Source organism: Verminephrobacter aporrectodeae subsp. tuberculatae, from assembly GCF_026127385.1.
In the GTDB taxonomy this organism is placed as follows: Bacteria; Pseudomonadota; Gammaproteobacteria; order Burkholderiales; family Burkholderiaceae_C; genus Acidovorax; species Acidovorax aporrectodeae.
This window is the reverse complement of the sequence record NZ_QZCX01000001.1, coordinates 906,212-919,020: the sequence shown is the minus strand read 5'-3', so window position 1 is coordinate 919,020 and position 12,809 is coordinate 906,212. Positions and strand designations below refer to the sequence as shown.

Sequence of the window (12,809 nt, the reverse complement as noted above, 5' to 3'; positions counted from 1 at the left end):
AGCGGCACTGGCTACAGCACCAATCCTAGTGTGCGAGGATACTACGCAGACCCGGACCGCAAATTCAACGACTTACTGAACAGGAAACTGGTATGGCAACACAGTCGACCATCGAATGGACTGAGCAGACTTGGAATCCGACGACCGGATGCACCAAGGTGTCACCAGGTTGCAAGAACTGCTACGCGGAGGTAATGGCCCGCCGTCTCCACGCGATGGGGGCTGCAGGCTATGAAAACGAGTTCAAACTCACACTACATGACAGCCGACTAAGACAACCGCTTGAGAGAAAAAAGCCAACCGTCTATTTCGTGAATAGCATGAGTGACCTGTTTCACGAAGAAGTACCTGATGCGTTCTTGAATCGCGTCTTCTCGATCATCGAGTCCACACCTCACCACACGTACCAAATACTGACCAAGCGGGCCGAGCGCTTGCCTACGTACTTTGCGACCCGGCCTTGCCCGGAAAACCTGTGGCTCGGGGTGTCGGTGGAAGACAAAAAGTACGGCGTCCCGCGCATCGACTATCTGCGCAACATTAATGTACCAATTCGCTTCCTGTCGGTGGAGCCGCTGTTGGAAGACATCGGCCCCGTCAACCTGGGTGGCATTCACTGGGTGATCGTTGGAGGTGAATCGGGCCACAAGGCCCGACCCATGCGCGAAGAATGGGTCGCAAACCTCCAAATCCAGGCCGAAGCCGTAGGTGCAGCGTTCTTCTTCAAACAATGGGGCGGATGGGGAGCAGACGGCGTGAAACGCCACAAGAAAGCAAACGGGCGCGTTTTTCGTGGCCGTACCTGGGATGCTTACCCCACCGCGCCTCACCCCTAAAACAGCTCCCCCTGGCCTTCGACATTGGACGCAGTTGCCCAGAATTTGTGCGCCAACTCGTGCTTTGCAGCCAGTAGCAACCAGTACAGCGGATTATTCTTGCTGCCGGTGATCAATTTCATCTCGGTTGAGGGCCACACACCGAGACTGGCGATCTGATCCCGCCAATACTGGAACAGATCCCGCCGAATTCCTGATTGATGTTGAGCGAGATCGACGCTTCCCCGCCATCCAGGTGCAAACTGGTCGAACACGGACTTGTCGCCCCTGGTGTTGCTCAGGAGATTTCTCTGAAGGTCCATCTGACTAATGTGAACCAGTATGTCGATCCGCTTGAGTTTGGACAGTGACTTGATCATGCCAAAGTCCAGTGCTCCAAGGTTGAACGGATCGAGGAATGCGAAGTGCAAGCCATAGGGATCGAGGCTCGCGACAATCTGCTGTACCGAATGCGCTGCGGCACCATCCATCTCCTCGACCGACGCACCCAGCTGGCGCAGACGGGCAGCCGCAGCTTGTCGGCGCTGCGTATCAAGATCGCCGATGAAGACCCGGGTAAACGGAGCCCCGCCAGCGCAGCTTTTTTTCCAGGCTGCAACCGCTCCCCCATCGATCCATTCGCCCGTCTCGCGCACCTTGCATCTTCCAGTTCCACAAAACGGATCAATATAGGTCGCACCGGCCTTGTCAGGACCGATCCATCGGGCACGGACTGCCCGCGAAATGTCGACGTAGCGGCAAAGGTACTCGTGCTTTTCCTTCGTCCAAGCCCCAACATTTTCTGCAAGCAGGCCATCGTCTCCATCAATCAACTTTCCCATTGCGCAACTCCCGGTTCTCGTGAACTTCTACCCGACCCTCCACCCCGCCTTGACTTGCTCCAACACGGCATTGACCTTATCGACCACGGCCTGATCGACTTGGCTATCTTCACCAATCTCCAAAGTCACACAAATACGCATTGGATATCCGGCAGTCGCTTCACGCAGCGCGTCGATGTTTTCAGCCAGGTCCTGGACCTCATGGGTTTGCAATTCGGTCGCCGCACGCTTTGACCCGTAGTGCTTGGCTGGCGGTGGTTCCTGGGCTTCGCTCTTGCGTGCGCGAACCTTGACGGCGGACGCCCCCCCCGGATCGCAAGGCCATGCTCCGGAGTCCAAGCTGCGCTCGATGAGACCGATCCGGAAAGCTTCGTCCAACGCATGCGCGACCCGTGACCAGGGCAATGGCTTTCCGGCTCTTGAGGACAACGCAGCGTGGATCAGATGCGCGTTGCTTTCATCCCCCTGCCATGCGGTGGCGAGTTGGGCGGGCAAAACATCAACGCCGGCAACGGGCGGCGGTGGGGAAAACAGATGCGCGGACTCGTTGATGAATCCTGGCGGCACCTCTTCAGACAGCACACTGATCATCCCATTGACCAGCCACACCCGACCGCTCTTCACCGCGCCGGCCGTGGCGTCTGCAATCGCCAACGGTGTCGCAGCCGGGATCGGCAGGTTTTCGGTATAGCCCCCCTTGTCGATTTCGACAAAGTGCGTGCCCGAGAAATACCGGCCAAGATCGGCGAGCGTGATCGGCTCTTGGTCCCACAGCCCGGGCAACTTGCCGGGCGCCAGCAGCTGCGGGTCCAACTCGGAGAGCGTGGCAGCGTCAGAGAGGACGACTTCCAGGCTCGTGTCCTGAATCGCGTGCTCATCCGGGCGGCACATCCAGAAGGTCCGGCTCGACTTGTCGGCCCGCGTGACGCGCAGCGCGAAGTTCCCGCGCTCACAGCCCTGAAGCAACGTTTCCAGAATGGCCGTCCGATTGAGCATTTTCGGCAGCCTGGCCGTCGCGGCGAACGCGCCGACAAGGTCCTTGACGAAGCGCGCCTTGTCGCCGGCACTCCACAGGTCAAAGGGGCCGCCGGGGAGCAAGGCCTCCGCGTTCACGGCCGTGCGCTCGATCCGCAGGCGCTTGTCCGCCAGCATCTTGGAGAACAAGGGTTCGTTGTCAACGTTGATGCGGTACGCGGCGATGTCGTTTCCGTCGTTGACCGTCACCGCGATGCAGTACGCCATGACGATCTGCGACACCATCTCGCCACGTGCGACCCGAACATTGCCTTCCAGGCGGGTCGTCGCAGCCGTGTCGATGTCGCTGCGCGCCTTGAGCATCTCGCGGACCCTCTCCCAACCGAGCAAATCGCGGACCTTCTCCCGGGCCACGTCGATGCCATCCCTGGAAGGCACCGCAAGTACCACGGCGTTGCGGTTTTGCGCGCGCGGCCTCTCGGGTCCGGTTGTCTCGTCGATAAAGCGCTTGGCCTCGGCGCTGGGCTTGCCGTTGCCCGCGGCCCTCGGACCCAGCACGGCGTAGTGGAACTCGCCATCGTCCTCGATGTCCGCAGGCCGTGCCGGCAGCATGTGCACCCTGGCGCCGGCGCCGCGCGCGTTTTCGGTCAGCTTGCCCGCGCCGCGGATTTCTTTTTCGAGCACCTCGTCAACCAGGGTCGCGCTGACGTTCTGCCGGGCATCGTGGTGCATCTGCTTCAGGTTCGGCCTGGACCCAAGGCGCCACATTTTTGGCAGACCACCCTCCCGGTCACCCGTGAGCATGTCGTCGAGGTACCAGGACGCGCCGGACCAGCGTGACAGGCCCTTGTCCAACTCGATCCGGTCGGGCGCCCCCACGCCGATCAGCACCTTGATTTCGCGCGTCGTCGCGCGCTGGCCAATGGGCTGCGAGTGCAGAAAGGTCGATATCACCGCTTGCTCGATCTCGCGCTGCCGCACGCCGAGCAAGTCGTCCTGCGCCTTGCGGGCATGGACCAGTTCGGCTTCCAGGATCGCCGGCCAGTCCTGCCGGCGGCCTTCGTACTGCTCCAGCTGCGCCACGTTTGCCAGTTCGCGTGCCGCGTCACTCAACCCATGGGTCGTGGGGTTCGCCAGAAAGATCTGCGCGCCAATGAGCGGTTGTTGGTCCCACTGGACGGCGTCCCGCAGCGCAGAGGCCAAGGTTTTGAGAATGCCGCGCGTCTGCTGGAAGCCTTCGAGCTGCGTCCATTTTTGGTAGAGGGTCTCGATCAACGCAGGATGGAAGGGGTAGGCGTCCGTGTAGCGCTTTTCCTCGGCTGCGCGGTTTTTCTCCGTGGAATCGTCTATCCCCTGCACGCCGTTGAGCGCACCAAAGACCTGGCTGGGCCACTGCGAGCGGTCGGTATGGCTTTCCAGCTTGATCAGACGGCGCCGCAAGATTTCCGGCACATCCTGGCTTTCGACCGGCTGTATGCCCTCGTCGGCCACCCGCTTGAACTCGTCGTATAGCTCCTTGCTGATCTGCTTGCCCAGTTCGTCCATCTTTCCCGGGTCGGATGCCAGCAGCGACGCGACCAGGCAGCATTGCGGCACCTTGGCAACGGCCTGGGTCAGGCTGTGCATGAACTCGCGCATGCGCCCGATCCACGCGGGATCGGTGCTCGCCATCACGCGCACAAACCACAGCACTTCATCGAACAGGATCAGCACCCCCGACCCGTCCTTGCGGGCGAGCTTGAGCAGGTCCTCCATCACGCCGGTCGCGGGGGGGGTACTGCGCTCCGTGCCATCGTCCTTGAGCAGCTTCATGCCGGCCGGCCCGGCAAGCTGCCACGCAATCGCGCTCCAGGGCATCTTGATCGTCAGCACACTGCCGTCCGGCGCGCTGACTTCCATGCCCTTTTCCGCGTCCAGCCGGTCAAACACCACCGAAGCCACGCGGGCCTTGGGCAGGCTCCCTCCAAGCGCGCAGTGCGCATGGAACTGCTGCACCGTCGGAATGTCGGGCAATGTCGCGGGATCGCGCACCAAATGCACCAGCGTGATCAGCGCATGCGTCTTGCCGCCGCCGAAGGTCATATGCAGCTGGCGCACCGCCTTTTCGGACCGGCCAGATAAACGCTGCGTGACATCCCGCGCCAGGTCGCGCAGCTTGACCGTGGGGTAAGTGAGCGCGAAGAACTCCTTGGCGTCATGGTAGACGCCAGGGTTGCGGCCCATCACCACGTCGTACAGGTCGGCGGCAAACTGCTTTTGCGACAGTTCCTGATTCAGGATGTCATCGCGCAACTGCACGACTTGGTGCCAGGGCTTGGTGGTAGTGGTCTTGGTCATCGATGGTTCTCCTTGTCCTTATCCTTATTCCAGCCCCAGCGAGGCCTGTGCCGCGCTGCCCACCGAGCGCAGGTAGTTTTGTACCCGCTCCAGGATCGCGCATTCTTCGGCGCATCCCTCTGCACGGCTTTTTTCGATCAAGGTCTGGATCAACTGCACGAACACCTGGCTGCGGCGCAGCGCACGGCTGTCCAGAAACTCGTTGACCTTGACGACATCGCCCGCCACCCACAGCTGCATTAGCTTGTGCACCTGGTCGATCAGCGGAATCGCGCGGCCGACGGTCCATGTGCCGTCGAGCTTTCGGGGCTTGTTGTCGGTCAGCCGAACCACGGGGGCCCGGGGCGTCTCCATTCCCAGCGAACGGTGCTTGCGCGTGTGCCAATCCTTGAGCTTGTACTTGCCGCCACCGCCAGACGATGCGGCTTCGTCGTCATCGTCGTCCGGAACTTCCGCGTCTTCGGCATTTGCCGCAGCGCCGCTACGGGCCAGCAGTTCGTAATGGTCGACAAGCTCGCGTTCCGAGAGGCCGCAGGACACGGCGTAGAGGATGCAGGGACCGGCCGACGCTTCTTTCAGACCAAAGTCGTTGCGGTGCAAAAGGTAGTAGGTCGTCACGCCGTCCAGCGGACGCTCACCCGATGCCGAATCGGACTGCCCGTGCGAGAGCACTCGGCCAACGACAAAGTCCACCACCATGCGCCGCACATGACTCAGGAAGTCCGCGACCGACATCAGCGCCCCGGGCTCGGATGCCCTCTTTACCACCGGATAGCGGCTGTACGCCTCCAGCGCCGGGCCGGTGGCAGCCCAGATAAAGTCGGGCCCGCGGATGCCGGCGTCCCAGAAATCGCGCAGCTTGGTGGTGATGCTGGACGCCATCTCCTTGAGCACCTGGGTGTCCCACCCGGCGTGGGCAAGCGGGTCGCGCTTTTTGCAGACCATCCACACCGACGACGCGAGTGCTGCCGACCCCTGTGCACGCATGCGCGCCGCTTGTTCGGTCTGTATGGGCCACGACCCATCGACGACAAAGCCCGCCCTGATGATGGCCGACACCAGTGTTTCCCAGGCGTCGGGATGCTTGTGTGCAAACACGATGACCAGGCGTCCTTCGGGGCGCAATGAGGTATGGCATGCCTTGAACGCCCTGGCCATGCCTTCTTCGTAGTTGCGCTTCGAAGCCCCCCGGTTGCCGCCAAAGCGCGACGCGTCGTCGATCAACTCACCGTCGTTGGCGTCGTTGCGCCACTTCGGCCCCAATGGGGCAGCAAACGCCTGCCGGTAGGCATCAGATACATCGGTCAGTTGTCGCCGATCCCAGACGTAGAAAAAGTCCATCAAGTCGGAGTACGGGATGGCGTCGTAGTACGGAGGGTCTGTCACGATGACGTCGAACGCACCCGCATCAGGGCATTCGATGGCGCTTTGATTGAGCACCGTCGGCACGGGCGCGACCGGGTTCGCGGCGCGCAAGAGGGTCTCGATGGACTCGGCAACAGCGTCCAGGCACATCCACCATCCACCACGAACATCGTTGATAGGCACCGCCTCGCTAAAGTCCCAGTTCATCGGAAGCGCAAAACGCACAAAGGTATGTCCGATCGCTTCAACGCTGGTGATCCACGCCAGGATGCTGGAGTTGAAGTCAAGCATTCGGTCAAACCCGCACTGCAAATACGCCGACAACGCCTCGATCTCGGCAGTTCCATATCCCTCCCCGGCAAGTTCCTCGCGCGCTTGCCCAATGGCACGCGCAAAGCTGCCCAGCGCAACCAATTGCCGGGGCGTGAAGAGTTTGTTCCACTGGTCGAGGCCGTAGAGAGGAACGCGGAAACCGGGTGCATCTGAGCCCGCCAACGGCTCAGTTGGAACACCGAATGGCACCTCGGAAAATACACGGTCAAGCTCTTGGTTGGCTGCACTAGCGATTTCGACCTCCAGGGTGGTTGGCAACCGGTATTCCTTTCCGTCCAACCCATCAACAACGACGGCTGTGATGACGCTACCCAAGCGACCTGCCCGTCCCTCAAGACGCAAGTCCTCCATCGTCATGATCGTTCCGCAACAGGGGCAAGTAACGCCCGAGCGGCTCATCGTTCCAGCGCTGAGCTTCTTATCGTGCTCGCGCCGCTGCGCCGCGTTGCTGCCCTGGACTTTGGCATCCATGTCGATTCCGAATTCCACCCCACTCCGGTCAGCGCGAGGCCGCATGGTCAGCACCACACGCTTGTTGTCCTTCTTTGCGAGCCATCGCGTCTTCAGCAGGGGAAGCTCGGCGCGGCACGCCTTGCAGCTGACCGTGCGTGCCCACAGGTAGGCGACCGTGGGTTTCGCAACCCAGCGCGGATTCGCGGGATTGTCCAGATGCGCGGCGTCGAATCCTGCATTCAGCAGTTCGACCTGGTGCCGACCAGCGTCGTCGATCGGCACCCGTTTCAGCGGCTCCTCCACATCAAGATGGACGCGCCGATACGGCTTGAGGGAGCAGTACTCGGCGTAGGTCGGGTAGAGCTTTGCGAGGTCCTTGCGCGCCCTGTCGAGAACCCGGCGACCCCATGCCCGGACATGCCAGACCAGGCCGGCCTGCATGAGATTGGCATCGACCTCTGCATGCTCCAGCAAGCTCAGGCTCTCGCCACGTTCCACCGTTTCCATCACGCTGGTCGGCGGCAGGACTGCATGCCGGGTCTTCGCGTCCCGGAGATGGCGCTTGATCTGCACCGGCGTCATCTCCTTTGCCTTGAGATAGTCGGTCATGAACGTCTCGTCCGCACCGACAAATGCGGGCAATGTCCGACGCATGTTCGCATGCCGCTGCGGATACTCCAAGGTGCACCGGAGCACCAACCACGCGACCGGATTAATGTCCACCGCCGTGACGTCGCAGCCCAGACGCATGGCCTCCAACGGAATGGCACCGCCGCCAGAGAACGGGTCCAGCACCTTGGGTTGACGGCCGTCGTAGACGCGCCGGATCTCGTCCCGGAACCAATCCATGTCCGGGCCAAGCTCGCGCCCCCAGTGCAAGACGCCTCCCTGGGTCTCCCACGCCTCAATTTCTTCGACGCGTCCGCTGGGCATCTTCTTTTTCTTCAGCGTCTTGTTCAGCGTGCCACCCAAGCGTTTGAGAATCTCGTCGCGCTTCTCCTTGTCTCCGGGATCCGGCAGCAGCGTGGCGATCAATGCCGCGCGGCTGGCCGCCAGGGGGCGACGTGCCGGCCAGATATGCAGTGTCGAGATATGCCCATGGCGCACGTTCTTCTCGTGTACCGATTCGATGGATGTCTGCTTGAGCGGAAAGGCGACTTCGATCAGGCGCTGCTTGTCTTTATCTTTATCGTTCATCTTGGGGCCTTGGGTTATCGTTATCGCCAGTGCGCCGGCCGCAGCAGCACAAAACCGTCCGCGCGCTGCACTGGGTCTGGAAACTGCGACGCCCTGAGTTTGGCCTCACCGATGGTGAAGTAGCCGGACGCGTTGTTGCACAACGCCGTCGAGTGACGGCGAGGTGGCTCTGCGATAACGACGCGCTTGGTCGGAAAGCGCTGGAGTACCTTGGACACGGGCGTCGTAAGATCGCTGTCCGCCGAGATGATCAGCGCGGTATCAAAACGATCGTCGAAGGCATCGGCCAACATTTGCACGGCGATGTTCACGTCGGTCATCTTTTCCTCGTAGTCCATCCACTGGGCGTGACACTGGCGGCACTGGCGCGGCTTGTCCAGATAGTGGCCGAAGTGCAGCGTCGTATCCGGCAGGGTTTGCAGCGCCTCGATGTAGAGGGATTGCCTGCGCATGGCCAGCCAGTAGTACCGACGCCACCCCTTGCTCCGAAGCCCGAAGTACAGGTTGAAGCCGTCGATGTAGGTGATGACGCGGTTCATGCCAGACCCATCCCCCGGAAGTCGGGTGTCGTTGACAACAGCCCCGGCACCTGTGATACATTGCGCGCTCAACCCCGCCGAAGATCGCATCTCCGGCCCGACGCCTCCCCCGTGGAGGCGTTTCTTTTTTCTGCTGTTCATTCGACAGCCTCCGATGCATTGGCAATCTCGCTGTACGCGATGGCGACGCTGCCGCGTGCCCTGGCAATCAGCTTCGCGAAGGGGTCCTGCACCCTGAGCAGGCGTGGCTGAACGCTCCCGCAGTCGAATACGGCGTAGAGCCAGTAGCGTTCGCGCAGGATGCAGGCGCGCGCCCATTCGTTCTCGGTCAATTCGATCGCGCCGACACCAACACGCCCCTTTACCTCGATGCCGCGCTCTTCCCGCGCGCGCCTGGACAGCAGGTCAAAGCCCGGGTAGTCGTTCAAGCCGGCCAGACGGGCCCTCGCAGGCGTGGAGACATCGCGCACATCAGCACCCTGGGCCGCTTCGAATGCAGTGGCCACTTCCACCGCAATGCGCTCGACTTCGGCATCCCGCGCCTTGATGTCCTCGGAGTCGGTGGAGGGCTGCACCAGCGCGCAGGCCAGCATCTCGACGTGACCCGGCTGAATCAGTTCGACCTCCCGCCGGGCCTGGAGCAGGGCCTGCTCACGGCGGTGGGCCAGACTCTTCTGCTGCGCCTTGATGCGATCGAGTTCCGCATGGGCGCTTCGGTGACCGTCGCGCGCCTTCCCGGTGAAGCGTTTGCGCGCTGCGGCCAGTTCCGACTCCTGGTAGTCGAACGCCCGCTGAAGGTACTCCCCGGTTTCCACGAGACGCGCGGTGGCGCTCATGCGTTGCAGTTCCGCCAGCTTGGCGAGCATGTCGCGCTGAATGTGTTCCTGCGCAGCCAGGCGCCACGTGTCGCTATGGGACAGGAAGACGACGCTTGCAGGGCTGGGCTTGGCCGTCGGCTTCAAAAGCAGCAGGTGTTCCACCGGTGTCTCGATCAGCCGCCCATCGGCGTATTGCCGAAGCCCGAGCAAGCGCTGCTCGATGGCGTCCGGACTATGGAAGGCCGGTAGCCCGGGATCGACGCCGCGCTCGACGCTGATGCGCGCCACATGGAACAGGTACGGGGCGCTGGCGCTGACGTCGGTGAAGATCGCCCCGCGCAGCGCCTGCTTGCGGGCGCTCTCGATGGCCATTGCCGAGAGGCGCTCGAACACGGGTTCGCCGGGATGCAGGAAGATGGCGTCGCGCCCATCGTCAGGGCGGTACACCGTAAAGCGGTTGCGCGCGGACTCGGGGTAGGTTTCGAGCAAAGGAAGAATGCTGTCCAGCACCCCGGACTTGCGCGGCCGCATGAAGAAGTGCCCATCGAGATCTCCGACGAAATCGACGCCAATGACCGGGGCCGCATGTTCGAGGTAACGGCGAACATAGCCCGGCAGCAGGCGCCGCATTTCCTCGATGGCCATTGCCTCGCGAAGCCGGGGCAGGTCACCCAGCACGTCGCCGCCTGCGCCGTAGAGGGACGCCTCGCGCGCCTCGATGGCCCGGATCTGCTCCGGCGTCAGTTGACCGGCGAGTTCCAGGGCCTTCTTGTCCGCCGCGTCGTCGGACTCGACCGCGCGCTGGATGTAGTCGGTGATGGCCATGCCTTCGAAGATGCGGCCCACCACGTCGAACACCTTGTCGGAGCCCAGCTGCTTGCGGATCTCCTCCAGCTTGTCCAGCAGGGTCTTGATGACCCGGCCCTCGCGGGTCTTGCCCGCGACGAGGTTCACGATGGCGACGCGGTCGCGTTTTTGGCCATAGCGGTGAATCCGCCCCATGCGCTGCTCCAGCCGCGCGGGGTTCCAGGGCACATCGTAGTTGACCAGGATCCAGCAAAACTGCAGGTTGATGCCCTCGGCCGCTGCGTCGGTGCCGACGAAAAAGCGGGCGCCCTTGCCTTCGGCGTCGTGCGGTCTGCGAAAGCGTTCGACCTGGGCGTCGCGCTCCTCAAAACCCAGGCCGCCGTGAATGCTGGCCACCTGATCGGCATAGCCCATGCCCTCAAGGCGCCGGGTGAGGAATTCCAGCGTGTCCCGGTGTTCGGTGTAGATGATGACCTTCTGGTCGCGGTACTGAGGCGCTCGCAGCAGCTGTGCCATGCGCTCGAACTTCGACTCCTGGCCGCCCGCATGGACGGTTTCGGCGAGCACGATCAGTTCCTTCACTTGGCCACGTTCGTCCACAAGCTCGGCCAGGCTGGTGGCGATGAAGGCTCCGAGCGCTTCGGCCTCGCTCTCTTCATGCTCTTCTGCGCCAGCCGCCGACGTTTCCTCGTCCGCCGTCTTGGCGCTCAGAACGTCCAGCAAGCGCCCCTCGCGGACATTGCGATTCAGGCGCTCCTGCTGGCTGCGCAGCTCCTCTTCCGGCACCCGCCCGGACTGGATATCGTCGATCAGCGCATCGAGCTTCGCGAGGCGGTTCCGGAAGGAGCAGAGCAAGGCCCATGTGCTGCTGGCCATGCGCCGCTGGAACACGGTCATGGCAAACCGTGCGGCCTGCCGGTTCAGCAGGCGGGCCTGGTTGTAGTAGTGGCGGATGTAGGCCGTGGTGCGGTCGTACAGGGCCTGCTCGCTGAACTGGCCTTGCGCAAGCTCGTAGCTCACCGTGTCGCACAGTCGCTCGGGGTAGAGGGGCTTTCCGCGGAGGTCGAGCATTTCCTCCTTCACGCGGCGCACGAAATAGCGCTCGCGCGACGCGCGCGGGAAATTGGCAAACGCGGTTTCGGTGCTGAAGAGTTCGGGCTCCAGCAGTCGCCACAGGCAGTAGTAGGGGAACTCCTTGCCCATGTGCGGCGTTGCAGTGAGCAGCAACAGGTGGTGCGCGGCCCAGGGCATGCGCCACTGCGCAGGCAACTCACGCACGCCGGCAATCGCCTCGGCCAAGCGGTAGCGATCCGTCGGGCGAAACGATCCGTCCAGGTCGCGATGGGCCGAAAGCTTGTGCGCCTCGTCGAACACGACAAGGTCGTAGGGCGCGACCTGCGCGTCGCGCAGGGCGTCAAACAAGCGCGAAGCGCGCAGGCTATCGATGCTCACCACGATGAAATCGCTGCCGGGGCCAACAAAGGGATTGCCTTCCTTGGCGTCAGCGCCCGCCACGATCTTGAACCGCAGTTGGAACAGCTTGTGGAACTCGCGGTACCAGTTGCCCACCAGGCCAGCCGGGGCTACCACCATGGCGCGGCGGATCGTCCTGCGGGACAGGCTCTCCCGAACGTAGAGCCCCGTCATGATCGTCTTGCCGGCGCCGGCATCGTCAGCGAGCAAGAAACGCAGGCGGGGCTGAGGAAGCATCCGCTGGTAGACAGCGATGCGCTGATGCGGGAGCGGATCGATCTCGCTGATTTCCGTTGCGAACGCAGGATTGAACAGATGCCCGTAAGACAAGCGCTCCCCCTCAACCAGCACGCGCAGGGCGTTGGCATCGCCCTGGAAATCGAGCCGCTCAGGCTCCCGGTGCGTGGTCCGCGTGTCCCCGACCACCATCTCCCGGTCGGCCGCCTGCCCAAGCTCTTTTTCCGAAAACTGCTGCAGTTTCGCCAACCCCATCGCGGAGGGCCTGGATTGCCCGTTTTCCCAACGATTGAGCGTGACGAACGAGACGCCCAGCAGGTCTGCGAACTGCTGTTGGGTCAAGTCCATGGTCTTGCGCAGGTGGCGGATTTGGTCCGGTTTCATGCTGCATCGCGTGATCAATTTCCGTGTTTATATCACACGATATAAAGCGGGCGCAAATGGTCACCCGATGCGTGTTGCTGCCTTTGCGCCGAGTGATGCCCAATCCACCACCGGCACCGCCGCCGGCCAGCCGGCCGGAAAGCTGTGTACAGAGGTAAACCCCGCGCTCAGAAGTCAGATTCTGCTGACGTGAAATACATCCGTTTCATTTTGTGCTGCTATTTTGCGGGGCAG

The 12,809-nt window shown here is 62.5% G+C and carries 7 protein-coding genes; 2 read left to right on the top strand and 5 right to left on the bottom strand.

All coding sequences use genetic code 11. From position 1 onward, the window contains the following. Positions 1-92: 92 nt before the first annotated feature. Positions 93-836, top strand: coding sequence for a DUF5131 family protein (locus D5041_RS03855; RefSeq protein ID WP_265283913.1), 744 nt, complete (start codon positions 93-95; stop codon positions 834-836). On the opposite strand, the gene D5041_RS03850 is transcribed toward D5041_RS03855, so the two are convergent. The 5 genes from D5041_RS03850 to D5041_RS03830 all read right to left on the bottom strand — a co-directional run bounded on the left by D5041_RS03850 (position 833) and on the right by D5041_RS03830 (position 12,575). After that, entirely contained in the window at positions 833-1,657 is an 825-nt protein-coding gene (locus D5041_RS03850) for a three-Cys-motif partner protein TcmP (protein ID WP_265283912.1), read from the bottom strand. The two genes, D5041_RS03855 and D5041_RS03850, sit on opposite strands and share 4 nt — an antisense overlap. 27 nt (positions 1,658-1,684) lie before the next feature. Next, on the bottom strand, positions 1,685-4,969 hold the full coding sequence (locus tag D5041_RS03845) for a DUF499 family protein (protein WP_265283911.1): 3,285 nt from the start codon (positions 4,967-4,969) through the stop codon (positions 1,685-1,687). 24 nt (positions 4,970-4,993) lie between these two features. After that, positions 4,994-8,317 (bottom strand): DUF1156 domain-containing protein, encoded by a 3,324-nt coding sequence (locus tag D5041_RS03840; protein WP_265283910.1) that lies wholly within the window; start codon positions 8,315-8,317, stop codon positions 4,994-4,996. Between the two features lie 20 nt (positions 8,318-8,337). Beyond that, positions 8,338-8,856, bottom strand: coding sequence for an NYN domain-containing protein (locus D5041_RS03835; RefSeq protein WP_265283909.1), 519 nt, complete (start codon positions 8,854-8,856; stop codon positions 8,338-8,340). 137 nt (positions 8,857-8,993) lie between these two features. Beyond that, the gene (locus D5041_RS03830) at positions 8,994-12,575 is read right to left on the bottom strand and encodes a helicase-related protein (RefSeq protein ID WP_265283908.1); all 3,582 of its coding nucleotides are present in this window, start codon (positions 12,573-12,575) and stop codon (positions 8,994-8,996) included. Between D5041_RS03830 and D5041_RS03825 the strand changes: the two genes are divergently transcribed. After that, complete coding sequence (locus tag D5041_RS03825; protein WP_265283907.1) at positions 12,574-12,768, top strand: hypothetical protein; 195 nt, start codon at positions 12,574-12,576, stop codon at positions 12,766-12,768. The two genes, D5041_RS03830 and D5041_RS03825, sit on opposite strands and share 2 nt — an antisense overlap. Positions 12,769-12,809 lie beyond the last annotated feature (41 nt).

What these genes read in the sequence shown, in the direction of transcription:
- D5041_RS03855 (WP_265283913.1), top strand. Translation starts at nt 93, where the DNA reads ATGGCAACACAGTCGACCATCGAATGGACTGAGCAGACTTGGAATCCG.
- D5041_RS03850 (WP_265283912.1), bottom strand. Translation starts at nt 1,657, where the DNA reads ATGGGAAAGTTGATTGATGGAGACGATGGCCTGCTTGCAGAAAATGTT.
- D5041_RS03845 (WP_265283911.1), bottom strand. Translation starts at nt 4,969, where the DNA reads ATGACCAAGACCACTACCACCAAGCCCTGGCACCAAGTCGTGCAGTTG.
- D5041_RS03840 (WP_265283910.1), bottom strand. Translation starts at nt 8,317, where the DNA reads ATGAACGATAAAGATAAAGACAAGCAGCGCCTGATCGAAGTCGCCTTT.
- D5041_RS03835 (WP_265283909.1), bottom strand. Translation starts at nt 8,856, where the DNA reads ATGAACCGCGTCATCACCTACATCGACGGCTTCAACCTGTACTTCGGG.
- D5041_RS03825 (WP_265283907.1), top strand. Translation starts at nt 12,574, where the DNA reads ATGCTGCATCGCGTGATCAATTTCCGTGTTTATATCACACGATATAAA.
- D5041_RS03830 (WP_265283908.1), bottom strand. Translation starts at nt 12,575, where the DNA reads ATGAAACCGGACCAAATCCGCCACCTGCGCAAGACCATGGACTTGACC.